Below are 23,455 nucleotides of genomic sequence, written 5' to 3' on the forward strand. Positions count from 1 at the left end.
GACCTCGTCCCGGCCGGCGGGATTCTCGACCCCGCCCTGGCGGGCGGAATTCGCCGCCCCGCCCTGGCCGGAATAGCTCACGGGGGTCGGCGGCGCGGGGTCGGCGGCGATCCGCTGCCGGATGACCACCGGGCCGTCCGGGGTGGGACCCGCCGTCCCGCCGGCCAACCGGTCGCGCAGCGCCTCCGCCGCGGCCCGCTCGCTGGTCTGCTGCGTCGAGTACGCCAACCGGACCGCCTCCTCGGCGACCCGGGCCGCCTCCGCCGGCCGCCCCGTCCCGGCCAGCGCCTCGGCCAGCACCCGGGCGGCGATCACCCGGCTGCGGATGTCCTCCCCCGGAGCCTCGACCGCCTGCCGTGCCCAGTCCAACGCCTTCGCCGTCTGCCCGTCGGCGAGCAGCGCGGCGGCGTACCGGGCCAGGGCCTGACGCCGGGAGAAGAGCACCGAGGGGACCGCGCCGGCCGCCGCGATCGGTTCGAGCAGGCGCACCGCGGTCGACGCGTCGCCGTCGGCCAGCCGACTCGCGGCGAGCAGCATCCGGGGACCGAGCTGGGTCGGCGCGAGCGGATTGTGCGGCTCCACCACCGCCAGCACCGCCTCGGCATCCCGCTCCGCCGCGCAGACGTCGCCCCGGTCGAGCGCCACGAACCCGCGCAACGTGCCGGCCAGGCCGGTCAGCAGCGGATGCGACGTACGCCGGCCGTACGCGAGCGCGTCGGTCAGCAGGTCGGTGGCGTGCTCGGGCTCGCCCACCCCGCGCGCCACGGCACCCCGTACGACGAGGGCGAAGCCCCGGCCCCAGTCGTCCGCGGCGGCGGCGAAGTCCCGGTACGCCCGCCGCGCCTCGCGGTCCGCCTCGGCCAGCTCGCCCAGCTCCGCGGCGGCGAACGCCTCCACGGCGCGCAGCGTACCCACCGCCCATGCCTCACCGACCCGTTCACCGAAGGGCAGGAAGACCCGGGCCAGCCGGCGCGCCTCACGGAGCCGTCCGGCAAGCAACCTGGCGAAGGCCGTGGTCCCACGCAGCCAGGCCCGGCCCACCGGGTCCTCGATCTGGGCGAACAGCCGGGCCGCTCGGCCGAGCACGGCATCGGTGCCGGCGAAGTCTCCCCGGGTGGTGGTCACCCACGCCAGGTGCTGCAACGACCATGCCTGTCCCCGGCGGTCGTCGGCCTCCAGGTTGACCTGGTACGCCCCGGCGAACCGGCTGCTCGCCTGGCTCAGCCGGCCGCTGACGAAATCCGCCATCCCGAGCCGTCGCATCGCCGACGCCCGTGGCCCCGGCAGATTCGCCCGGGTGGCCACCTGCAACGCCTCCTGCCAGGAGTTCACCGCCCGCACCTGATCGCCCTGGGCCAGGTGTGCCTGGCCGACGACGAGCAGCGCACCCGCCCGCACCGCGAGATCGTCACCGGCGTTCGCCCCGATCTTTTCGGCGAAGGCGAGCGCGTCGGCGACCCGCCCCACCTGGAGCAGGGCGCGGGCGTGCACCAGGCGGTCGCCACCGGGCACCGACTCACCGGCGAGCCGGGCGGCCCGCTCGGCGTACTCGACGGCCAGTGCCGGCTCCCCGGCGGCGAGCGCCCGGCGGGCGGAGCGGCTCAGCGCCGCCATCCCGAGCGGCGCCACGTTCCGGGCCGTCGTGTCGGGGCGCAGGTTGACCGCATCGGCCAGCACACTGGCGCGTTCGGCATGGTCGGCGATGAAGGCGTCGCGCTCGGCGGCAGGCAGCCCGCTTCCCCCGGCGCCTGCCCGGACCGCCTCGCCGGACCCGGCGCCGCCGCTCGGCAGCGCTGCCCACTCGACGAGCGCCGCATGCCGGTCGGCGAGATCGGCCTTGCCGATACCGGCGTAGACGGCCTCCCGCATCAGCGGTGTGGCAAAGATGTAGCCGTTCCGGTTGCGGTGCAGCATCCGTCGCTGGAGCAGTTCCTCGACCGCCCGTTGCAGCTCGACGGCGAGGACGGCGGTGGGCCGCCCCTCGCGGCCGGCCCGCCGTTCGCGCAACGCCTCCAGTGCACCCGCCGGCACGGTGTCGCCGACCACGGCGGCGTCTCGCAGCGCAGCCCGGGCGTCGGCCGGCAGCGCGTCGATCCGGGCCGCGAGCACGGCGGCGAGGTCGCGGGAGAGCAGCCGGCTGCCCAGCGAGCCGGGAACCAGCCGCCAGGTGGCACCGGCCCCCGGCACGACGGCGGGCACACCGACGGGACCTGTCACGACCGTTGCGGAGCCGCCCGGTGCGGCGACGGTGCCAGCAGAAACCCCCGCAGCACCGGGAGGAACCCCCGCAGGGCCGGCAGGCACAGCGGCAGGGCCGGCAGAGGCACCAGCGGAGCCGGCAGAGGCGGAGGCGTGGTTCGCGATCCCGCTCGGGGCACCCGCCCCGGTGCCGCCGGCGCTCCCTCGGCCCCGCCCGGCGGCAGCCGCCCCGGCAGCGGCACCGGTCGCGGCCGTCCCGGCACCGGTCGCGGATGTCCAGGCGCCGGTCGCGCGGCGCAGCGGCGCCCTGTCCCGCACCGTGGTGAGCGCGCCACGCTCCATCAGGAGGGTGACCAGCTCGGCAAGATAGAACGGATTGCCCTGGGCGGTGGCGAGCAGCCGGTCGACGTCGGCCTGCGGCAGTCGACCTCCCCCGAGGTACGCGGTGAGCAGCCGGGCGGCGTCCGCACCCCGCAGCGGCGGCAGGGCGTGCACCTCGGCGTCCGCGACCCGGGTCAACGCACCGGCGGCGCGGACCAGTTCGGGACGGCCGAGCAGGAGTACCAGCACCGGCCCGGTCAGCCGGGACAGCGTAACCCCGAGCGCGTCCGTGGTCTCCGGAGTGGCGTCGTGCAGGTCGTCGACGATGACCGCCAGCGGCGTCTCGGCGGCGAGCGCGCTGAGCAGTTCGGCTACGGCGCCCGGGATCGCATCGGCGGCCGGGGTGGGTTCGCCGGCCGACCACTCGGCCGGTCCCGCCGGCACGGTGCCGAGCGCGGGCGGCAGCTCGGCGTAGCCCAGCAGGGCGAGGAGCAGGTCGACCGCGACCGGTGGCGGGTCCGGCCGGTGCCGGGAGAGTCGCTGCCCGAGGCGACGCAACCGCTCCTCCACCACCGAGCGGGTGACTGCGGTCGCCGGCCCGTCCGGCAGGCCGACCGCGGCCCGGACCAGGTCGGCGAGCGGAGCCAACCGGCGGCGTTCACCGAAGGCGGCGCACTTCACCGAGAGCACCCGGGCGCCGGTGTGCGTCGCATACCGGCCGGCGCCCACGTCGTAACCGGCGGCCAGCCGCTCCACCTCGGCGGCGAACCGGGACTTGCCGATCCCCGCCTCGGCGGTCATCAGGAGCACCCGGGGCTGCCCCTGGTCGACGACCTCGGCCAGCCGGCCGGCAACCCGCCCGATCTCGGTCTCCCGGCCGACGAAGGGCGCCTCGTCGCCGAGCCCGGAGCGGGTGCCGGGGGCGTCCAGCAGACCCAGCAGCTCGTACGCCTCGACCGGTTCGCGCTTGCCCTTCAGCCGCAGCGGCCGGAGCTGCCGCCAGGAGGCGACCCGCCGGGTGGCGGCCGCCGTCCGGGCGCCGGCGTAGACCGCGCCGATCGCGGCGGCGTCGGCCAGCCGGGCGGCGGTGTTCACGGTGTCGCCGATGACGGTGTACTCGATGGAAGCCTGGATGCCGGCGACCACGTCGCCGGTGTTCAGCCCGACCCGCAGACCGAGCGGCGCGCCCCCGCCCTGCTCGTCGTCGAGCACCCGGCGCACTGCGCGCTGCATCGACAGCGCCGCCCGGACCGCCCGCTCGGCGTCGTCCTCGTGCGCGACGGGTGCGCCGAAGACGGCCATGATCCCGTCGCCTGTCAGCTTGTCGACGTGGCCGCCGAAGGTCTTGACAGCGCCGGCAAGCGCGGCGAGGACCCGGTCGGTGACCGCGCTGACCCGCTCTGGGTCGAGGTCCTCTGACCAGGAGGTAAAGTCAGACAAATCACCGAAGAGCACCGTTACGACGCGGCGCTCCGCCTCTGGAAGGGTCGCGGCGGCCGGGAGCGCGGCTCCGCAGTTGTGGCAGAACCGCGCACCGGGTACGGCGACGGTTCCACACACCGGGCAGGTCACGGACTGTCCAACCCACCGGCCCCCGGGCCGGATTCCCGGTCCCCCCGATCGGGAGGTTTTCGGTCTCCCCCGTCCGGAGATCTCCGGTTCTCCCGACCGGGAGATCTCCGGTTCTCCCGACCGGGAGCTTCCTGGTTCTCCCGACCGAGGTGGGCGAGCTGCGCCCGGACGGACCATTCCGCAGCCGGCCAGAGCGACCGGTCGACATCCGCGTAGACCACCGCCACCACCTCGGCAGCGGTGCGTGCCCCGTGGGCCAACGCGGCACGCACCTGGTCGAGCCGGGCGTGGCGGTGGGCCAGGTAGAACCGGGCCGCGGCAGCGCAGTCGGCCAGCGCCGGGCCGTGCCCGGGCAGCGCCACGACGCCGTCGAACCGGCTCAGCGTCTCCAGACTGGCAAGATAGTCGCCGAGGTCGCCGTCGGGGTGGGCGACGACGGTGGTGCCCCGGCCGAGGATCGTGTCGCCGGTGCAGACGGCCCGGCCACCCTCGCCGTCGATGATGAAGCAGCGGGAGTCGGCGGTGTGCCCCGGCGTGACCAGGAGCCCGATCCGCAGGCCCGCCAACTCGACCGTCGACGGCCCGCTGCGGAACGTCAGCGCCTCGGCCCCGGTCACCTCCAGGAACCGGTCCAACCCCTCGGTGTGGTCGGGATGCCCGTGCGTGACCAGCACCCCGGCGACCTGTCCGAGCGCCGCCACGGCGGCCAAATGACCCTCGTCGAGCGGGCCCGGGTCGACCACGACCACCTCGCCCGTGCCCGGGGCTCCCAGCACCCAGGTGTTGGTGCCGTCCAGGGTCATCGGCCCCGGGTTGGGGGCACGAACCAGCGTCGCCCAGCGGGGTAGCTGGTCGGCCAACGCCGCCGCCGGCGCGGTCACGTGCCCGGTCATGGCTGCGATGGTACGACCCGCGGACGACAACGCCGTGACCTGCCGGTGTCGTCGCTCGACCGGCCCTGCCGGCTCAGGCCACCTCGACGATCACCTCGACCTCGACCGGTGCACCCAGCGGCAGCTCGGCGACCCCCACCGCACTGCGCGCGTGCCGGCCCGCCTCGCCGAAAACGGTGCCGAAGAGTTCCGAGGCGCCGTTCACCACGCCGGGCTGGCCGGTGAACCCCTCGGCGGAGGCCACGAAGCCGGTCAGCTTGACGATCTTGACGACGCTCTCCAGGCCCACCAGCGCGTCGATCGCGGCCAGGGCGTTGAGAGCGCACTGCGCGGCCAGGTCCTTCGCCTGCTCGGCCGAGACTCCCGCGCCGACCTTCCCGGTGGCCAGCAGCTTGCCGTCACGCAGCGGCAACTGGCCCGAGACGTAGACCTGCCGACCGGACTGGACCGCCGGTACGTAGGCGGCCAACGGCGGCACCACCTCGGGCAGCGCGAGGCCCAGCTCCGCGAGTTTGGCGTGCGGCCCAGCCGTCACGACTTGGCCCGCTTGAGGTACGCGACGAGCTGCTCCGGATTCGGGCCGGGGATCACCGTCACCAGCTCCCAGCCGTCCTCGCCCCAGTTGTCGAGAATCTGCTTGGTGGCGTGCACGAGCAGCGGCACCGTGGCGTACTCCCACTTCTGCATTGCTAGACGTCTCCTCGTCTCGGGCTTGTCGGCGACAGCCTACGGGCTGGGGTGGCACCGCCACGCGCACGCCTCCGGACCGGTGGCCCGAGAAGTCTCCCCGCCCGGCCGGAACCGCTCCGGCTGGCCGCGCCGGGATACCCTCGCCGGGACGGCTCGGCATGCCCTGCCGTGATGCCCTACCGGCGGCGGTACGGCGCCGCGCCCTACCGTCGCCGGTACGGCGCCACCGCCGCGCCCACGGACACGCCGGCCCACCGCCCCAGGGGGCGGTGGCCGGCACCTTGACCACCGCAGCGCGCCCCTGCGGGGATTGGGGAGACCATGAGGCAACCCTCCGACGATGCCGCGGAGGCCGCCCGACAGCCGGCCGAGCCCGCTCCGCCCGCCATCCCGGTCCAGCCGACCGCGCCGCCTGCACCAACCGAACCACCTGCACCAAGCGAGCTGCCGGCACCAACCGAACCGCCGGCAGCGTCACCGGAACCACCGACACCGGTCGAACCATCAACACCGGCCGAAGCGGCAACGCCCGCGCCGCCTCCGCCTGCCCACCACCCCCCGCCAGGCCAATCACCGGCACTGGGCTATGCGTGGGCACCCGGCCAGGTACCTGCGCCCCCCGGCCAGGTACCTGTGTCCGGCGCCGGCGTGCCGACCGGTGTCCCGGCCGGGCAGCCGCGCGGCAGATCGCGCGCCGTGCTCGTGGCGTCGATCGTGCTCGGGGTGACGCTGCTGCTCTGCCTCGTCGGGGGGATCTCGGGCTTTCTCGTACTCCGCAGTGCGGAGCGGGGCCAGGGTGCGACAGATCCGGCCAGCGCCGTACAGGACTTCCTGACCGCCGTCTACACCGAGCGGGACGCCGACCGCGCCACCCGGCTGGTCTGCTCCGCCGCCCGGGACGGCGAGCAGATCTCCGCGAAGGTCCGGGAGGTGGCGGAGGCTGCCGAACGGTACGGCACGGTGCGGTACAGGTGGGCCAACCCGACGCTCGACGAGCAGACGCCGGAACGGGTCCTCGTCTCGACCACGCTGACCATGACGACCGAGGACGAGCGGATGGTGGACCAACAGCTGACCTTCGTCGTGGTGGAGGAGACCGGGTGGTGGGTCTGCGACGTCATCTGAGCGGCCCGGCTGGTTAGGCTCGGAGGGTGCGAGCGGGCGAGGAGTCAGGCGACGGGGCGAATACCGGACGGGCGAGTGCCCGCTGGCCCACCCGGCTGCACGTGATCACCGGTAAGGGTGGGACCGGCAAGAGCACGGTCGCCGCCGCCCTGGCGCTGGCGCTGGCGGGTGGTGGTCGGCGTACCCTGCTGGTCGAGGTGGAGAGCCGGCAGGGGATCGCCCAGCTCTTCGGCACCGACCCCCTGCCGTACGAGGAACGGTCCATCGCCACGGCGCGCGGCGGCGGCGAGGTACGCGCCCTGGCCGTCGACTCCGAGGAGGCGCTCCTCGAATACCTCGATATGTTCTACAAGCTCGGCGCCGCCGGTCGGGCCCTGCGCAAGCTCGGTGCCATCGACTTTGCCACCACGATCGCACCGGGGCTACGCGACGTGCTGCTGACCGGAAAGGTCAAGGAGGCCACCACCCGTACCGTCGACCGGCGCCGGGTGTACGACGCGGTGGTGCTGGACGCCCCGCCGACCGGCCGGATCGGCCGGTTTCTGAACGTCACCGCCGAGACCGCGCGGCTGGCCAAGGTCGGCCCGATCAAGACCCAGAGCGAGGGGGTGGCGGCGCTGCTCCGCTCCCCGATGACCGCCGTACACGTGGTCACGCTGCTGGAGGAGATGCCGGTCCAGGAGACGATCGACGCGATCGCCGACCTCAACGCGCTGCGGATCCCGGTCGGCCGGCTCATCCTCAACGCCACCCGCCCACCGCTGCTGGCCGGCAGGGTCACCCAGGCCGAGCTTCGGCGCGGGCTGGCCGCCGCCGGGCTGCCGACGGACCGGACGACCGTGGCCGGGCTGCACACCGAGGCCCAGGACCAGCTCGTCCGCCGGGATCTCGAGGAGTCGCTCCGCGCCGACCTGCTCGAACTCGGGCTGCCTCTGGTCGAGTTGCCGCTGCTGACCGAAGGGGTGGACCGGGCCGGCCTGGATCTGATCGCCGACGCACTGCTGGCAGCCGACTGAGGCGTCAGGCGCTCGGAGAGGTTGGGAAGGGGCCCTTCTACAACAGAATGCGATAACAGGGGGCCCTTCCTTACGCCCCGGAGGGGCGGACGTGGGCGGCACCACGCCATGGTCGGGGCACTGTCCCGATACGCTCGGTTGGTGCGTCCCGATCATCCAGCGCCGCAGCTGGACATCGACCAGATCCTCGCCGACCCTGGCGTGCGGATCGTGGTCTGCTGCGGCTCGGGCGGGGTGGGCAAGACCACCACCGCCGCCGCGCTGGCGCTCCGGGCCGCGGAGCGGCACGGCCGGCGTACGGTGGTGCTGACCATCGACCCGGCCCGCCGGCTCGCCCAGTCGCTCGGGCTGACCGAGCTGGACAACACTCCACGGCAGGTCAAGGGAATCGACGTCGAAGCCAGCGGCGGTGAGCTGCACGCAATGATGCTGGACATGAAGCGCACCTTCGACGACGTGGTGCTGGCGCACACCGATCCGGCGAAGGCTGCGGAGATCTTCGCCAACCCGTTTTACCAGGCGATGAGCTCCACCTTCGCCGGCACGCAGGAATACATGGCGATGGAGAAGCTGGGCCAGCTGCACGCCCGGGGCGAGTGGGACCTGATCGTGGTCGACACTCCGCCGTCCCGCTCCGCGCTGGACTTCCTGGACGCGCCGGCCCGGCTCTCCCGGTTCCTGGACGGACGGATGCTGCGGCTGCTGCTGGCGCCGGCACGCAGTGGCGGACGGAGCATGTTCAGCCTGGTCACCGCCTCGTTTGGGATGTTCTCGCGGGTGGTGCAGAAGGTGCTCGGCGCGCAACTGCTCACTGACCTGTCCGGATTCGTGGCGGCGCTCGACTCGATGTTCGGGGGCTTCCGGCAGCGCGCCGAGCAGACGTACCGGGTGCTGCAGGCACGGGAGACGGCATTTGTACTGGTCGCGGTGCCGGAGCCGGACGCGGTCCGCGAGGCGGCGTACTTCGCGGGCCGGCTGAGCGAGGAGCGGATGCCGCTGGCCGGTCTGGTGCTGAACCGGGTGCACGAGCCCACGGTGGAGCGCCCCACCGCCGCCGAGAGCCTGGCGGCGGCCGAGCGGCTGGCGGAGTTGGGCGGGCACCAGGCGACCGTGGAGACGCTGCTGGCCCACGCCGCCCTGGTCCAGCAGGCGGCGCGGGAACGCCGGGTCGCCCGGGTCTTCACCGATGCCTTCCCGGCGGTGCCGACGGTGGCGGTGACGGCTCAGCCCGCCGACGTGCACGACGTCGACGGGCTGCGCACGATCGGTGCCGCGATCAGCCGGCGTTGACGAGGACCTTGTCCTTGTTCTTCAGAGCCGCCTCGAACGTCTTGCGCCAGCTCGCCACCTGCGGGTGCCGGCGCAGCAGGGCGCGGCGTTCCCGCTCGGTCATGCCGCCCCAGACGCCGAACTCGATGCGGTTGTCGAGCGCGTCGGCAAGGCACTCGTACCGCACCGGGCAGCTGCGGCAGATCCGCTTCGCCACGTTCTGTTCGGCGCCCTGTACGAACAGCGCGTCAGGATCACCGTTCTGACACGCCGCCAACGTGGGCCAATCTGTGATCATGCCCATCTGTGTCTGTCCCCCCTTGCAGTCCCGCTACCGACCAGAGCCGGTCAGCCGGCGATAACCCCCCGGGTCACCCGTGCCGCCCTCCCCCGGGCATCACGGACGACATGCGATTCTCTCGCTCGACCATCATGCTCTGTAGTCAACTGATTACGCAACGTTGTCAGCCAAATCCGTCAACCCGGACATTTTTGGGCCCTTCATCCGGCAATCCGGCCCTGACTACCCGGCGACGATCCGCGAAAACGCTGCGGAGACTTCCCGGAGGGAGGAGACTCTGCGGCGAAGGAGCTCGCAACCGCGCACCAGGGGTCGTGCGTTTAGCACAACGAGGCCGGCGCCCGCAGGAAATGGGGAAAGTACTGCGGCGCGCGACCTCTGTGTCGATTCACGTACCCTGACGAGGTGACCTGGATGCGGAAGCGTGACCACAATGTCTTCACCAACGCCGCGTCGCTGCTGATCTGTGGGCTGCTGGCCGGCGTGGTGGTAGCCGCGGCCGCGTTCCCCGCAGTGGCGATGTCCGGCCTCGCCGCCAAGGCCGGCGCGGAGACGTTCGACAAGCTGCCCACCGAGCTGACCGTCAAGAAGGCTCCCCAGATCAGCTACCTCTACGCCTCCGACGGCAAGACACCGCTCGCCACCATGTACGACGAGAACCGCCGCGACGTGCCGATCAAGGACGTCGCGCCGGTGATGGCCAAGGCGCTGGTCGCCGCCGAGGACAAGCGCTTCTACGAGCACAACGGCGTCGACGTCAACGGCGTCGCCCGGGCGTTCGTGGCCAACAACCAGGCGGGGGTCACCACCCAGGGTGCCTCGACGCTCACCATGCAGTACGTCCGGCTCACCATCGCGTACTCGGCCACCCACCCCGAGGACGTGGTGGCGGCCACTGAGGACACCAGCGCCCGGAAGCTGCGCGAAATGCGGTACGCGCTGCAACTCGACGGTGACATGACCAAGGACGAGATCCTGGAGGGCTACCTCAACATCGCCCCGTTCGGCAACGGCGCGTACGGCATCTTCGCCGCCAGCCAGGTCTACTTCGGCAAGCACCCGAAGAACCTGAAGCTCGAAGAGGCGGCGATGCTGGCCGGGATGGTCAAGGCACCCTCGGACAACGACCCGACCACCAAGGCCGGCTACCCGGCCGCGCTGGAGCGGCGCAACTGGGTCCTCGACCAGATGGTCGAGACCGGGGCGATCACCCCGGAGGAGGCCGCCAAGACCAAGGCGATCAAGCTGGTGGTCAAGGACAAGCGCACCCCCAACGGCTGCGTCGACGTCGGCAAGAACGACTGGGGCTTCTTCTGCGACTTCTTCTACCGGTGGTGGATGCAGCAGGAGACCTTCGGGCGCACCCAGTACGACCGGGAGCGGCGGCTCAAGAGCGGCGGCTACACCGTCGTGACCACGCTCGACGCCAAGACGCAGAAGGCGGCCAAGGACGCCGTCGAGCGCAACGTCAAGACGGGCAAGAAGGAAGCCATGATGGTGGCGGCGATCGAGCCGGGCACCGGGCGGGTCCGCGCGCTGGCGGTGAACCGCAACTACAAGCTCGACGACCCGGACAAGCCACAGAACAAGATCTCCACGAACCCGGCGAAAAAGAAGAAGAAGATCCGGGGTACGTACCCGAACACCACCAACCCGCTGCTGACCGGCGGCGGTGACATCACCGGCTACCAGGCGGGCTCGACCTTCAAGATCTTCACCGTGGTGGCGGCCCTGGAGAACGGCTACCCGCTGGAGACCACCATCAACGCCAAGCCGGTCGCCCAGACGAAGTACATCGTCGAGCGCGGCTCCCCGGCCGCCTGCAAGGGTACGAACAAGTACTGCCCACAGAACGCCAACCCGAGCATGGCCGGCGTGCACAACATGTGGAGCGCCTTCGGAGCGTCGGTCAACACCTACTTCGTACCGCTCCAGGAGCGGGTCGGGGCCGCCAAGGTCGTCGACGCGGCGAAGCGGATGGGCATCACCTTCCGGGCCAGCAACGACGCCAACTTCGCCGCCACCAAGCAGGCCGCGAACGGTTGGGGCGCCTTCACCCTCGGCGTCTCCCAGACGACCCCGCTGGAGCTGGCCAACGCCTACGCCACGCTCGCCGCCGACGGCAAGTTCTGCGAGCCGACCCCGGTGCAGCTCATCCGGGACCAGGAGGGCAACAAGCTCGACATCGCCAACCCGCGCTGCGAGCAGCGGATCAAGACCGAGGTGGCCCGGGCCGCCGTGGACGCCGCCCGCTGCCCGGTCGGCGACCGCTCCGCCACCTCCCGCTGCAAGGGCGCCACCGCCCGGACCGTGAAGGGCATCGTCGGCAAGCCGGTCGCCGGCAAGAGCGGCACCACCGACGGCGAGAAGACCGCGTCGCTGGTGGTGATGACCAAGCAACTCGCGGTCGCCGGCATCCTCGCCGACCCGGACTGGGCCGAGACCACGCAGAACATGGGGCACAACGAGCCGGGTGGCGTCAACCACGCTGTCTACCAGACGCTCCGGGACGCGATGAAGGGCAAGCCGGCGATCCAGTTCACTCCGCCGGGCGGAAAAATCGTCAACGGCGACCAGCGGAACATCCCGAACGTCAAGTGCCAGCCGATCCAGACCGCGATCTCCCGGATCAAGGGCGCCGGCTTCGACGCCGAGGTGGGCGGCCGGGTCGACTCCGACTGTCCGGCGGGCGCGGCCGCCGGCACCAGCCCGGACGGCCGCACCATCAAGGGTGGAGCGGTGACGATCGAGGTGAGCAACGGCAAGGGTGGCGGCGACAACGAATCGGGCGACGGCCCGGGCGGCCCCCGACCACCCCGCCGCTGAACCGGAACGCCGGCTGACCACCGCCGGCCAGAGCAGGTCACGCGAACGGGCGGGCATCCCCGGTGCAGGGGAGCCCGCCCGTTCCGCCGTTATCCGGCGCCGAGCTGCCGGCGTACCTCCGCGGCCACCCGACCGCCCTCGGCCCGGCCGGCCACCGCGGCCTGGGCCGCCTTCATCGCCGGGCCCATCTGGCCGCGCTCGGTGAAGCCGCCGGCGGTCAGCGCCCCGCCGACCAGCTCGGCCAGCTCCTCGTCGGAGAGCTGCTTCGGCAGGTAGCGCTCCAGCACGTCGCCCTCGGCCCGCTCCCGCTCAGCCTGCTCGGCCCGCCCGGCGTCACCGAAGGCGGTAGCCGCCTCCCGGCGCTTCTTCGCCTCCTTGGTGAGCACCGCCAGCACCTCGGAGTCGGAGAGCTCCCGCTTCTCCCTGCCGGCGACCTCGGCGGTGCCGATCGCGGCCAGCGCCATCCGCAGGGTCGAGGTGGTCAGCTCGTCACGGGCCTTCAGCGCCGTGCGCATGTCCGTGGTCAGGAGGTCCTTCAAGGTGCCCATGGAGGGTCAAACTACCCTGAGCGGCATGCAGAAGCGCACAGTATTCCGGCTGGCCGCCGGGACCCTCGTGGCCGGCGGCGCCACCCTGGCGTACGCCTCGCTGGTCGAGCGCAATCTCTTCACGCTGCGCCGGCACGACGTACCAGTGCTCGCCACCGACGCCGAACCGCTGCGCATCCTGCACCTGTCGGACCTGCACATGATGCCCGACCAGCGCCGCAAGCAGGCCTGGGTCGCCTCGTTGGCCGCCACCGACCCGGACCTGGTGGTGGTGACCGGGGACAACCTCGCCCACCCGGAGGCGGTGCCCGGCGCGCTGCGGGCGCTGCAACCCCTGCTCGACTTCCCCGGCGCCTTCGTGTTCGGCTCCAACGACTATCGGGGCCCGGTCTGGAAAAACCCGTTCAGCTACCTGCTGCCGGAGCGGGAGTACGTGCAGGGGGTCGACCTGCCCGCCGAGGACCTGCGCGAGGTGCTGGTCGGCGCGGGCTGGCACGACCTGAACAACGCCCGTACGTCGATCAAGGCCGGCGGGCGGCACGTCGAGCTGGTCGGCGTCGACGACCCGCACGTCGAGCGGGACGACTACGCCTCGGTCGCCGGACCGGTCCGGGCGCAGGCCGATCTCGCAATCGGGGTGACCCACTCGCCGGAGCCCCGGGTCCTGGACGAGATGGCCGCCGACGGCTTCGCCCTGCTGCTCGCCGGGCACACCCACGGCGGTCAGGTCCGGGTCCCGCTCGTCGGCGCGCTCACCACCAACTGCGGTCTGCCCCGGTCGATGGCCCGCGGCCTGCACCGCTGGCCGGACACGGACGCCTGGCTGCACGTCTCCGCAGGTCTCGGCACCCACCCGACCGCCCCGGTACGGTTCGCCTGCCGGCCGGAGGCGTCGCTGCTGACACTGATTCCGCGCTGACACTGAACCCGCGCTGACACTGAACCTGCGCAAACCGGCTCCTCCGGGCCGGCCGGTGCTGTGCGGCCCACACCGGGCGGGATACCGAATTTGCCCGCCCGGACGGGTGGGCTACTATTGCTCGGCACGCCTCGGGGTGTGGCGCAGCTTGGTAGCGCGCTTCGTTCGGGACGAAGAGGTCGTCGGTTCGAATCCGGCCACCCCGACCAGAGTAAGTGCAGTTCAGGGCCGGTATCACTGTTGGCGAGACCGGCCCTGACTCGTCTCCCGGGCCGCCTTGCGAGGAATCTGGGAGAAGATGGTGGAATTTGTCTCCCAGCGCCTTACCGGGCCTGCAACAGGCGATCCAGGACCGGCACGGGAGAGAGCCGGTGGCCAGTTCCCGGCGAGCCGCCTACGGCGGCCTCCCAAAGGCCCGTCAGGGTCCGAGTGCCGGACCTGTACGGCGGGCCGCAGCGGCGGATCAATGTCGGGCTCTCGGTCAAGGTCAAAATGCTGGACCACGATGGTGCCACGGGTGTTCGCGGGCGGGGGTCGATGTGTGCCGGCCGCGTTCGCGTTGGACAGATAGGGGCCGGGATTGCCGATCGACTTGGACGAAGTGCAGGCGTGGCGATGACCTTCAACACCCTCGCCACCAGTCCCGGGAACGCCGCCCGGCAGATCGACTGCCAGCAGTGCCGGCCGACGCCCTGGCCGCGGCGGTCCGGCTCCGTCCACATAGCCACCACCATCAGCCGGCCCGGCTCGTGGCACCAGCCGGCGCCGATCCCGACGACCTCCTTCCCGGCGTACGCGAGCACGGACGGTCCGTGCGCGCCGTCGAGTCGGGACCGCCAGGTCTGCTCGGGAAACGCCGCCTCGCGCTCGTGGGTCGAGCCGAACGCGTCGGGTCCTCACGGAGCGAGCGCAACCGGACCTCCTAGCACGACCTCCAGTCGTCGGGGGCCGACCGTCATGGTCCGAACGTCACCCACCCGCAGCCCTCCTCGCCCCCACCGCTGTGCAACGGCCCACCAGGTCATCGTCGTCACCGATCGGTCAAGGCGATTCCGTCCCGGCCGCCCGGTCTCCCCGTACGGCCGGCGGGAAGGATCCGCGCACACCAGGGTCGAGTCCGCCGTCACCGTCAGGTTCGACACCGACGCCTTCGCGGAACTGGACGGCGAGCAGGTGCTGGCCCCGGACAGCCACCGCAGGCAGGGGATCATGACCAGGGGCGCCTCCGCGCGCAACGCCGGACAGGCGTGCCGGAACTGACGGACGCGCGGGCGGCACTCTCAGGGCGCCGGCACCGGGTCGTTGTTGAGTTGGGCGGTGACGATCGCCACCAGCCGGTTGCGTGCCTCCAGGAGCTGCCGGGACAGCTCGTCGAGGGCGCGTGGGTCGACGAGCTGCCGTACGTAGGTCTTGTCGTCGAGCAGTTGCCAGCGCTGCACGGACTCGTCCGGCGCCTCGCTGATCCACATGGCGGAGACGACCGCGTGCCGCTTGGCGAGCAGCTTCGCCGCGATCTCCACCACCGGCAGGTACGCCTGCCGGTACTCCGGGGTGGCGAACTCGACCGAGCCGCGGGCGGCGCGTACCGGCTCACCGGGGCGCGCCAGCACCTCGAACGCGTTGCCACCCGCCTGGTCGGCACCGATCCAGGCCAGGATGAGTTCGAGGTCGCCGGCCGCGATCGTGAGCCGGCCGATCGCGGACACCACCTCGTCGGGCAACCTCGCCATGTCGGGTCTCCGTCCGCCGACTTCCCACCATCATGATCATAAAGACTGCGGCCGATCCTAACGGGTGCCGACACCGGCCGTCCCGACCCGACGAGGCGCGGATCACTCACACACAGCAGATTCTCAGCACCCTGAGTAATCTTGTTCGGGCCCCTCGCCCCCTCCTCCCCGGATCGGAAACGGTGTCCCACGACCACTCCCGCGTAGTTCGCGACGTGACCGCCCGGCTGCTTACGGCGTCCAGCGCCGTCGAGGCGGGCCAGGTGACGGTGGCCACGCTGGGCCGGCACACGCCGGGACGGATCGCCGTACTCCTCTGGGTACGTGATCGACTCCGCTGTGTCGCCGCCACCGGGTCCTGGCAGGTCTTCGCCTCCGTCCCGGCCGGCACCGGAACGGTCGGTCGGGCATACACCTCCGGCAAGACCGAAACGGTGCCGGAGGTGACGAACGAGCCCGACTACGTACCGTTACGGCCGGACACCCACGCCGAGATCTGCGCCCCGATCCTCGACGGGGCGGGGCAGCCGATCGGCGTCCTGGACGTGGAGTGGCCGACCGCCGAGATCGACCTGGATGCCTGGCGGCGTACCGTCGAGCGGGTCGCGGACCTGCTCGGCGCCAGGATCGGGCAGCTCGGTGGCCCTCCGGCCGAGTCACGGAGCGAGAAGCTGCTCCGGCACGCCTCCGCGTTGACCTCCGCCGCCACCGAGTCCGGGCTGATGACCGCGGCCGTGCGGGCGGCCCGGGAGGTCTCCGGGCTCAGCTCGGCGGTCTTCGTCCTCGACGGGCCCGCCCCGGGCACGGACAGCGGCTGGCAGGCGGCCGGGGCCAGGGTGGCAACGCCGGACCTGGTGCCCGACGCGCTCGAGTCGCGGGTGCACGCCGCGCTGGCCGGCGCCGGCCAGGCGGTCCTGGAGCGGCTCCGGGCGCACGCCCACCGCTACGGCGCCTCCTACACGCTCGGCGAGGGGCACCACCCGACAACGCCGGACCAGGACGTGCTGATCGCGGCCGGGGTACGCACCCTGATCTCGGTGCCGCTGGGACCGACCGAGTTCTGTGGCGTACTCCTGGTCGGCGACACCCGTACGCTGCGCCCCGACCCGACCACCGTCAACCTGATCGAGTTGCTTGCCGCCCAGTCGTGGATCTGCCTCGAACGGCTGCGCGGGCTGGCCCAGTTGCGGGAGCGGGCCAGTTCCGACCCGCTGACCGGGCTGCGCCACCAGGGGTCCTTCGGCGAGCGGATCGCCGAGTCGCACCCCGGCCGGACGGCCCTGCTCGCCATCGACGTCGACGGCTTCAAGACGGTCAACGACACCTACGGCCACCAGGCCGGTGACCGCGTACTGGTGGATCTCGCCCGGGCCCTGCAGGGTGCGCTGCGGCATGGCGACGAGCTGTACCGGACGGGTGGCGACGAGTTCGTGGCGGTGGTCGAGGTGCTCCGCCCCGAGGAGGCGGTCGGAATCGCCGAGCGCCTGGTGGAGGCGGCCCGCCGGACCGGCCGGACGGTCAGCATCGGGGTGGCGGTGCAGCAGGACGGCGAGCCCTCCGCCCTGACCCTGCACCGTGCCGACGAGGCGCTCTACGGCGTGAAGCGCGAGGGCCGCGACGGCGTACGCCTGGCCGCCGCCTGACCCACTCGCCCCGGCGAGCCGGTCAGCGGGCGGCGGTCAGCGGGCGGCGGTCAGCGGGCGGCGGTGAACTCGGCGGCCAGCAGCTCGGCGATCTGCGCGGTGTTGAGCGCGGCGCCCTTGCGCAGGTTGTCGCCCGTCACGAAGAGATCCAGCGCCCGGGGGTCGTCGACCGAGCGACGGATCCGGCCCACCCAGGACGGGTCGGTGCCGACCGCGTCGATCGGCATCGGGAACTCGCCCGCCGCCGGGTCGTCGACCAGGATCACCCCGGGCGCGTTGCGCAGCGCCTCCCGGGCACCCTCCGCGTCCACCTCGGTCCCGAAGACCGCGTGTACGGCCACCGAGTGCCCGGTGACCACCGGCACCCGTACGCAGGTGGCGGAGACCTTCAGGTCGGGCAGGCCGAGGATCTTGCGCGACTCGTTGCGCAGCTTCAACTCCTCGGACGACCAGCCGCCGTCGCGGAGTGACCCGGCCCAGGGCACCACATTGAGCGCCATCGGGGCCGGGAACGGGCCGAGATCGTCACCGACCGCCTGCCGCACGTTGCCCGGCCGCGAGCCGAGGACCCGGTCACCGGCGATCTTGGAGAGCTGGTCGTGCAGGGTGTCCACCCCGACCTGCCCGGTGCCGGAAACCGCCTGGTAGGAGGCGAGTACCAGCTCGCGCAACCCGTACTCGCGGTGCAGCGGCGCGACCGCGATGATCATCGTCAGGGTGGTGCAGTTGGCGTTCGCGATGATGCCCTTGGGGCGGTTGCGCACCTGCTCCGGGTTGATCTCCGGCACCACCAGCGGCACGTCCCGGTCGCCGCGGAAGGCGGCGGAGTTGTCGACCGCCACCGCACCCCGGGCGACCGCGACCGGCGCCCACTGCGCGGAGACCTCGTCCGGCACGTCGAACATCGCCACGTCCACGCCGTCGAACGCCTCGGCGCTCAACGCCTGCACGGTCAACTCCTCGCCCCGGCACATCCGCCGCTGCCCGGCCGAGCGGGGCGATGCGATCAGCCGGATCTCGCCCCAGACGTTCTTCCGGGAGGAGAGCAGGTCGCACATGACCGTGCCGACCGCACCGGTCGCCCCGACCACCGCCAGCGTGGGGAGCGTCGCCATCCCGGCTACCTCCCGGTCCCGGCGTAGACCACCGCTTCCTCGCTGCCGCCGAGGTCGAACGCCTCGTGCACGGCCCGGACCGCGGCGTCGAGGTCGGTGTCCCGGCAGACGACCGAGACCCGGATCTCGGAGGTAGAGATCATCTCGATGTTCACCCCGGCCTCGCCGAGCGCGGCGAAGAAGCTCGCCGCCACGCCCGGGTGCGAGCGCATGCCGGCGCCGATCAGCGACACCTTGCCGACGTGGTCGTCGTAGAGCAGGCCCTTGAACTTCACCTGCTCCTGCACCTTGCTCAGCGCCGCCATCGCGGTCGGTCCGTCGGTCTTGGGCAGGGTGAACGAGATGTCCGTCCGGCCGGTGCCCTCGGTGGAGACGTTCTGCACGATCATGTCGAGGTTGATCTCGGCCGCCGCCACGGTCTCGAAGATCCGGGCCGCCGCGCCGGGCTCGTCCGGCACGCCGACAGCTGTGATCTTCGCCTCGCTCCGGTCGTGGGCGACCCCGGTGATAAGTGCTTGCTCCACGGGTAGGTCCTCCGTCGATCCGGTCACCATGGTGCCGGTGTTGGTCGAGTATGACGAACGTACGCGGATTGGCAACCCCGCCCTTCGGGCGTACTCCACGCTCCGCAGGTGCAGGACCTTCGCGCCGCACGCGGCAAGTTCCAGCATCTCCTCGTAGGTGATGACCTTGATGTGCCGGGCGTTCGGCACGATCCGGGGGTCGGCCGTGAAGACGCCGTCGACGTCCGTGTAGATCTCGCAGACGTCCGCGCCGAGGGCTGCCGCCAGGGCCACGGCGGTGGTGTCCGAGCCACCCCGGCCCAGCGTGGTGATGTCCTTGGTGTCCTGGGAGACGCCCTGGAAGCCGGCGACGATCACCACCGCGCCCTCGTTCAGCGCCGAGCGCAGCCGGCCGGGAGTCACGTCGATGATCCGGGCTCTGCCGTGCACCGAGGTGGTCAGCACGCCCGCCTGCGATCCGGTGTAGGAGCGCGCCTCGTAGCCGAGGTTGTGGATCGCCATCGCCAGCAGCGCCATCGAGATGCGCTCGCCGGCGGTGAGCAGCATGTCGAGTTCGCGGCCGGGCGGCAGCGGGCTGACCTGGTTGGCGAGGTCGAGCAGTTCGTCGGTGGTGTCGCCCATCGCGCTGACCACGACCACCACGTCGTCGCCGGCCTTGCGTGCGGCGACGATCCGCTCCGCCACCCGCTTGATCCGCTCGGCGTCGGCGACCGACGATCCGCCGTACTTCTGCACTACCAGTGCCACGACGGTGCACTCCTTCCCTGGGCCGGGCGAGGCGCACCGGCCCTGAGCGTGCCGACGCCGCCGGGTCGAGGCCGGCGGCGCCGTGTGAGACCCCCTCAGGGTACCGGCCGGCGTCGTCGCCCCGACCAGGCGTTCCCACCATCCGACCGGTCGGCGACACGCGGGGGTAGCTGGACTGATCCCCCGTCGCCGCGGTATACCCCCAGAATGGCGAGGTGCATCCCGGCGTAGCCCCCCTGCCCGGCGCCGCCCCGGACCGGACCCTCGCGACCCGGCCCCGTGCCGGCCTCCGCACTCACCCCGGCAGTGACGGCCGCACACGCGCCCGTGCCGACGCCGGCGCCCGTACCCGCGCCGGCACCGGCAGCCGAACAGGTGCCGGCACCGGCGTCGGGAGCGGCACGTCCGGCACACCACCGCGCCGGGGCGCGCTCCGCGCGGCGCTCGGTGCGCTCCTGCTGGCCGGGCCGGTGCTGCTGGCCGGCTGCGGCACGGACGCCCCGGCGCCGGCGGCCACCACTCCGGCTCAGGCGAGCCGGCCGGCCGACGACCGGGACCGACTCGCGGCGCTCGCCGCCGCCGCGCAGGACCGGCACCTCACGGCCGTCTACACGCTCTCGGTGCAGGGCCGGCCGGACCGGTCGATCTCCGTCGTCCGGGCGACGGACCGCTCCTGGCGGGTGGACATCCCGGCCGGCGCGCTTGGCGGCACCGCCGACGTCTCGATGGCGCGCACCAGCGCCGGACTCTTCCAGTGCGCGCTCCCCTCGACCGGTCATCCGGATCCGACCGGTCATCCGGGTTCCGCCGGCTGCGTACGGGTGGCCGACCCGGGGCAGCCGCTGGCTCCGGGGATCGATCCCCGGATACAGCATCCGTTCACCGACTGGCCGGAGGTGCTCACCGACCGGCAGGCCCCACTCTCGGTCTCCGCCGCCACCCTCCCCGGTTTCCGGGGCTCATGTTTCGCGGTCGAGTCGACCTCGGCGTCCGTCGACCCGCCGCTCGACCCCGGCATCTACTGTTACGCCCCCGACGGCACCCTGACCGCAGCCCGGCTGCCCGACGGCACCCTGACCCTGGCCGGTACGCCGACCGCCGCGCCGACCACCGTCACGCTGCCCGGCCCGCTGGTCGACCGGGAACCGCTGTCGATCGCCGGACCGCCGCCCGGCAACCCGACCGGGGAGGCCCAGCAGGAGAGTGCCAACGGATGATCTTCTCTTACGTTCTGGGTGCGTCCAATCACTTCCGGTGACCCCAGATGGGAGACACAGTGCCCGATACGGCACACTCGGCACCATGGCCCAGCTCTCCCCGATTCTGGCGACGCGGTGGAGTCCGTACGCCTTCGACCCGATCGCCGATCTCACCGACGCGGACGTCGCGTCGCTGCTGGAAGCCGCCCGGTGGGCACCGTCGGCCGGCAACAGCCAACCGTGGCGCTTCCTGATGGGCCGGCGGCACGACGAGGCGTTCAAACGGATCCTGACCAACCTCTCCGCCGCCGACCAGCGGTGGGCCGGCCGGGCCTCGGCGCTGCTGCTCGGGGCGCACGCCATCGCCGGGCCGAAGGGCGGCCCGCTGCCGTACGCCGCCTACGACCTCGGTCAGGCGGTGGCTCATCTCACGGTCCAGGCCACGGCGCTGCGCCTCCACGTACGGCAGATCTCCGGCTTCGACGCCGCCGGGCTCCGTGCCGACCTGGAACTCTCCCCCGAGGTACGGCCGCACGTGGTGGTCGCGGTGGGCCGGCTCGGCGACCCGTTCGCGCTCCCCGAAGACCTGCGAGCCCGGGAGATCGGCCTGCGCCAGCGCCGCCCGCTGGCCGAGTTGATGCTGGGCTGACCGACGCGACGCCCGCAGGGACGAGCTGCCCGGTCCCGGCGCGCTTCGGTGGTCACCAGGACAGTTCCCAGATTGCGGACTGCGTTTACGGATCCCGGACCAAGCACATATGGTGACAGTTGTCATGTGGCAGGCCCTGCTTCTTCGCTGCCGCGACGAGGCCCCTCAGGCCGGCACCTCGTCGCGGAGTTGATGCACGCCGTCCTGCATCCCCGGTCGACCCTCCGTCCCGGCCGGACTTCTCGAAGATCCGACATCTCGATCTGACCCTCGGCGCTGCCCGCCGGTTCTCGGCGCTCAGGCCACATGACCACAGGAGCAACTCGTCATGGCACAACCCGCCGGCACGACCTTCAACGACACCGCCTTGAACGGCACCACCGTCGACAGCGGCACCACCGTCGACAGCGTTCCCCACATCGACGGCGTCCCCACCGGCGACGGTGATCCGATCGCACGGCAGCGGCCCAGCCGGATGCCGTTCCAGCGTTACGAGCCCTACCACCAACAGTTCGCAATCGACCTGCCCGACCGGCAGTGGCCGACCCGGCGCGTCGAGGCCGCGCCCCGGTGGTGCGCGGTCGACCTCCGCGACGGCAACCAGGCCCTGATCGACCCGATGTCGCCGGAGCGCAAGCGGCGGATGTTCCAGCTGCTGGTGCAGATGGGCTACAAGGAGATCGAGGTCGGCTTCCCGTCCGCCAGCCAGACCGACTTCGACTTCGTCCGGCAGTTGATCGAGCAGGACCTGATCCCCGAGGACGTCACCATTCAGGTGCTGACCCAGTGCCGGGAGCACCTGATCGACCGCACCTTCGAGTCGATCCGGGGTGCGAAGCGGGCGATCGTGCACTTCTACAACTCGACCTCCACGTTGCAGCGCCGGGTGGTCTTCGGCCTGGACAGGGCCGGGATCACCGACATCGCCACCTCCGGCGCCCGGCTCTGTCAGAAGTACCACGAGATCCACGCCCCGGACACCGAAATCTTCTACGAATACTCCCCGGAGTCCTACACCGGCACCGAGCTCGACTACGCCCTGGAGGTCTGCGCGGCGGTCATCGAGGTGATCGACCCGACCCCGGCCCGGCCGCTGATCATCAACCTGCCGGCGACCGTGGAGATGGCCACCCCGAACGTCTACGCCGACTCGATCGAGTGGATGCACCGCCACCTGCCACGTCGGGACAGCGTGGTCCTCTCCCTGCACCCGCACAACGACCGGGGCACCGGGGTCGCCGCCGCCGAGCTGGGGCTGCTGGCCGGGGCCGACCGGATCGAGGGCTGCCTCTTCGGCAACGGCGAGCGGACCGGCAACGTCGACCTGGTCACCCTGGGCCTGAACCTCTTCTCCCAGGGCATCGACCCGCAGATCGACTTCTCCAACATCGACGACGTCAAGCGGGCCGTCGAGTACTGCAACCAGCTACCCGTGCACGAACGGCACCCGTACGCCGGTGACCTGGTCTACACCGCGTTCTCCGGCTCGCACCAGGACGCGATCAACAAGGGCTTCGACGCGCTGCACGCCGACGCCAAGGCGGCCGGGGTGCCGGTCGACGAGTTCGCCTGGGCGGTGCCCTACCTGCCTATCGACCCGAAGGACCTGGGCCGCACCTACGAGGCGGTGATCCGGGTCAACTCGCAGTCCGGCAAGGGCGGCGTGGCGTACGTCATGAAGACCGAGCACCACCTGGACCTGCCGCGACGGCTCCAGATCGAGTTCTCCGGCGTGGTGCAGCGGGTCACCGACGACGGCGGCGGCGAGGTGGAGCCGGCCCGGATGTGGCAACTCTTCGCCGAGGAATACCTGGTCGACCGGCAGTCGGAGCCGGCGCTCCAGGTGGAGAGCTACACCATCGGCACCGTCGACGGCAAGGTCGAGATCGAGGCGGACGCCCGGTTCGGCGATGCCCGCCGGCCGCTCTCGGCGACGGGGAACGGCCCGATCGACGCGTACGTCAACGCGTTGCAGGCGCTCGACGTGCGGGTACGGGTGCTCGACTACCACGAGCACGCGATGTCCGCCGGCGGCGACGCCCAGGCCGCCGCGTACGTGGAGTGCGAGGTCGACGGTCGTACGGTCTGGGGCGTCGGCCTGGACGCCAACATCGTGACCGCGTCGGTCCGGGCGGTGACCAGCGCCGTCAACCGCGCCCTGCGCTGAGC

At 72.2% G+C, this 23,455-nt stretch carries 16 protein-coding genes, 1 tRNA gene and 4 pseudogenes; 10 read left to right on the plus strand and 11 right to left on the minus strand.

Annotated features, from left to right (window positions below; translation table 11 throughout):
* Window positions 1-162: 162 nt before the first annotated feature.
* The 5 genes and pseudogenes from ACN28C_RS03880 to ACN28C_RS03900 all read right to left on the minus strand — a co-directional run.
* Window positions 163-2,166: pseudogene (locus ACN28C_RS03880) on the minus strand (adenylate/guanylate cyclase domain-containing protein); the annotation flags it as partial.
* Window positions 2,167-2,520: 354 nt separating this feature from the next.
* Window positions 2,521-4,092 (minus strand): annotated as a pseudogene (locus ACN28C_RS03885) (adenylate/guanylate cyclase domain-containing protein); the annotation flags it as partial.
* 134 nt (window positions 4,093-4,226) lie between these two features.
* A pseudogene (locus tag ACN28C_RS03890) lies at window positions 4,227-4,985 on the minus strand (MBL fold metallo-hydrolase); the annotation flags it as partial.
* 73 nt (window positions 4,986-5,058) lie between these two features.
* Complete coding sequence (locus ACN28C_RS03895; RefSeq protein ID WP_421496550.1) at window positions 5,059-5,520, minus strand: RidA family protein; 462 nt, start codon at window positions 5,518-5,520, stop codon at window positions 5,059-5,061.
* Window positions 5,517-5,672 carry a hypothetical protein gene (locus ACN28C_RS03900; RefSeq protein ID WP_421496549.1) on the minus strand — a complete coding sequence of 52 codons (156 nt, stop codon included), beginning with the start codon at window positions 5,670-5,672 and terminating at the stop codon, window positions 5,517-5,519. Before ACN28C_RS03900 ends, ACN28C_RS03895 begins: the two co-directional genes overlap by 4 nt.
* A gap of 699 nt (window positions 5,673-6,371) precedes the next feature.
* Here ACN28C_RS03900 and ACN28C_RS03905 point away from each other — a divergent pair.
* The 3 genes from ACN28C_RS03905 to ACN28C_RS03915 all read left to right on the plus strand — a co-directional run bounded on the left by ACN28C_RS03905 (window position 6,372) and on the right by ACN28C_RS03915 (window position 9,106).
* Window positions 6,372-6,800 (plus strand): hypothetical protein, encoded by a 429-nt coding sequence (locus ACN28C_RS03905; RefSeq protein WP_422772226.1) that lies wholly within the window; start codon window positions 6,372-6,374, stop codon window positions 6,798-6,800.
* 26 nt (window positions 6,801-6,826) lie between these two features.
* On the plus strand, window positions 6,827-7,816 hold the full coding sequence (locus ACN28C_RS03910) for an ArsA-related P-loop ATPase (RefSeq protein ID WP_422772227.1): 990 nt from the start codon (window positions 6,827-6,829) through the stop codon (window positions 7,814-7,816).
* Between the two features lie 108 nt (window positions 7,817-7,924).
* On the plus strand, window positions 7,925-9,106 hold the full coding sequence (locus ACN28C_RS03915; protein ID WP_422772228.1) for an ArsA family ATPase: 1,182 nt from the start codon (window positions 7,925-7,927) through the stop codon (window positions 9,104-9,106).
* Here the strand turns inward: ACN28C_RS03915 and ACN28C_RS03920 are convergent.
* Window positions 9,093-9,389 carry a WhiB family transcriptional regulator gene (locus ACN28C_RS03920; RefSeq protein WP_421496545.1) on the minus strand — a complete coding sequence of 99 codons (297 nt, stop codon included), beginning with the start codon at window positions 9,387-9,389 and terminating at the stop codon, window positions 9,093-9,095. The genes ACN28C_RS03915 and ACN28C_RS03920 overlap by 14 nt on opposite strands.
* Window positions 9,390-9,800: 411 nt before the next feature.
* On the opposite strand from ACN28C_RS03920, the gene ACN28C_RS03925 reads away from it, so the two are divergent.
* Window positions 9,801-12,212: a transglycosylase domain-containing protein gene (locus tag ACN28C_RS03925; RefSeq protein WP_422772229.1), complete on the plus strand. Its 2,412-nt coding sequence runs from the start codon at window positions 9,801-9,803 to the stop codon at window positions 12,210-12,212.
* An 89-nt stretch (window positions 12,213-12,301) separates the two neighbouring features.
* Here the strand turns inward: ACN28C_RS03925 and ACN28C_RS03930 are convergent, their stop codons facing one another.
* Complete coding sequence (locus ACN28C_RS03930; RefSeq protein ID WP_422772230.1) at window positions 12,302-12,760, minus strand: GatB/YqeY domain-containing protein; 459 nt, start codon at window positions 12,758-12,760, stop codon at window positions 12,302-12,304.
* 25 nt (window positions 12,761-12,785) lie between these two features.
* On the opposite strand from ACN28C_RS03930, the gene ACN28C_RS03935 reads away from it, so the two are divergent.
* Both ACN28C_RS03935 and ACN28C_RS03940 read left to right on the plus strand, forming a co-directional pair.
* Window positions 12,786-13,679, plus strand: a complete 894-nt coding sequence (locus ACN28C_RS03935) for a metallophosphoesterase (RefSeq protein ID WP_422772231.1) — start codon at window positions 12,786-12,788, stop codon at window positions 13,677-13,679.
* 132 nt (window positions 13,680-13,811) lie between these two features.
* A tRNA-Pro gene (locus ACN28C_RS03940) sits at window positions 13,812-13,888 on the plus strand.
* A gap of 114 nt (window positions 13,889-14,002) precedes the next feature.
* Here ACN28C_RS03940 and ACN28C_RS03945 read toward each other — a convergent pair.
* Together ACN28C_RS03945 and ACN28C_RS03950 are read right to left on the minus strand one after the other, a co-directional pair.
* Window positions 14,003-14,524, minus strand: a pseudogene (locus tag ACN28C_RS03945) (GNAT family N-acetyltransferase); the annotation flags it as partial.
* Between the two features lie 435 nt (window positions 14,525-14,959).
* Entirely contained in the window at window positions 14,960-15,409 is a 450-nt protein-coding gene (locus ACN28C_RS03950) for a hypothetical protein (RefSeq protein WP_422772232.1), read from the minus strand.
* 131 nt (window positions 15,410-15,540) lie between these two features.
* On the opposite strand from ACN28C_RS03950, the gene ACN28C_RS03955 reads away from it, so the two are divergent.
* Window positions 15,541-17,052, plus strand: a complete 1,512-nt coding sequence (locus ACN28C_RS03955) for a diguanylate cyclase (RefSeq protein WP_422774512.1) — start codon at window positions 15,541-15,543, stop codon at window positions 17,050-17,052.
* A 50-nt stretch (window positions 17,053-17,102) separates the two neighbouring features.
* Here ACN28C_RS03955 and ACN28C_RS03960 read toward each other — a convergent pair whose 3' ends face one another.
* Both ACN28C_RS03960 and ACN28C_RS03965 read right to left on the minus strand, forming a co-directional pair.
* Window positions 17,103-18,167 (minus strand): aspartate-semialdehyde dehydrogenase, encoded by a 1,065-nt coding sequence (locus ACN28C_RS03960; RefSeq protein ID WP_422772233.1) that lies wholly within the window; start codon window positions 18,165-18,167, stop codon window positions 17,103-17,105.
* Between the two features lie 5 nt (window positions 18,168-18,172).
* Complete coding sequence (locus ACN28C_RS03965; RefSeq protein WP_422772234.1) at window positions 18,173-19,438, minus strand: aspartate kinase; 1,266 nt, start codon at window positions 19,436-19,438, stop codon at window positions 18,173-18,175.
* Window positions 19,439-19,653: 215 nt separating this feature from the next.
* Here ACN28C_RS03965 and ACN28C_RS03970 point away from each other — a divergent pair, with 215 nt between their 5' ends.
* The 3 genes from ACN28C_RS03970 (at window position 19,654) to leuA (ending at window position 23,453) form a co-directional block, all read left to right on the plus strand.
* The gene (locus tag ACN28C_RS03970; protein WP_422772235.1) at window positions 19,654-20,655 is read left to right on the plus strand and encodes a hypothetical protein; all 1,002 of its coding nucleotides are present in this window, start codon (window positions 19,654-19,656) and stop codon (window positions 20,653-20,655) included.
* A gap of 85 nt (window positions 20,656-20,740) precedes the next feature.
* On the plus strand, window positions 20,741-21,286 hold the full coding sequence (locus ACN28C_RS03975) for a nitroreductase family protein (RefSeq protein ID WP_422772236.1): 546 nt from the start codon (window positions 20,741-20,743) through the stop codon (window positions 21,284-21,286).
* 475 nt (window positions 21,287-21,761) lie between these two features.
* Entirely contained in the window at window positions 21,762-23,453 is a 1,692-nt protein-coding gene (gene leuA, locus ACN28C_RS03980; protein ID WP_422774513.1) for a 2-isopropylmalate synthase, read from the plus strand.
* Window positions 23,454-23,455: the final 2 nt, after the last annotated feature.

This window comes from Plantactinospora sp. WMMC1484 (genome assembly GCF_049315195.1).
Lineage (GTDB): Bacteria > Actinomycetota > Actinomycetes > Mycobacteriales > Micromonosporaceae > Plantactinospora.